The 229-nt window shown below is 63.3% G+C and carries 1 protein-coding gene; it reads right to left on the reverse strand.

Features of this window, described 5'->3' with window-relative positions; translation table 11 throughout:
• A partial coding sequence (locus tag RVY79_RS21920) for an aminotransferase class I/II-fold pyridoxal phosphate-dependent enzyme (protein WP_317466737.1) occupies positions 1–229 on the reverse strand: 229 nt, incomplete at both ends.

A 229-nucleotide genomic window follows, 5' to 3' on the forward strand; every position in this document is an offset into this window, starting at 1 on the left:
GTCAGCTGCACGTAGCCTGCGGCGTTCAGCTCGGCCGATTGGCGCAGGAATTCCGCATCATTGAGCGCAGCGACCGCTGCGGCCTGCGCCAGGCTGTTCACATTGAACGGCTGGCGGATGCGGTTGAGCAGATCGGTCAACTGCGGCTGTGCAATGCCGTAGCCCACCCGCAGGCCTGCCAGCCCATAGGCTTTCGAGAACGTACGCGACACCAGCAGGTTCGGATACT

Source organism: Chromohalobacter sp. HP20-39 (assembly GCF_033052815.1).
Lineage (GTDB): Bacteria > Pseudomonadota > Gammaproteobacteria > Pseudomonadales > Halomonadaceae > Chromohalobacter.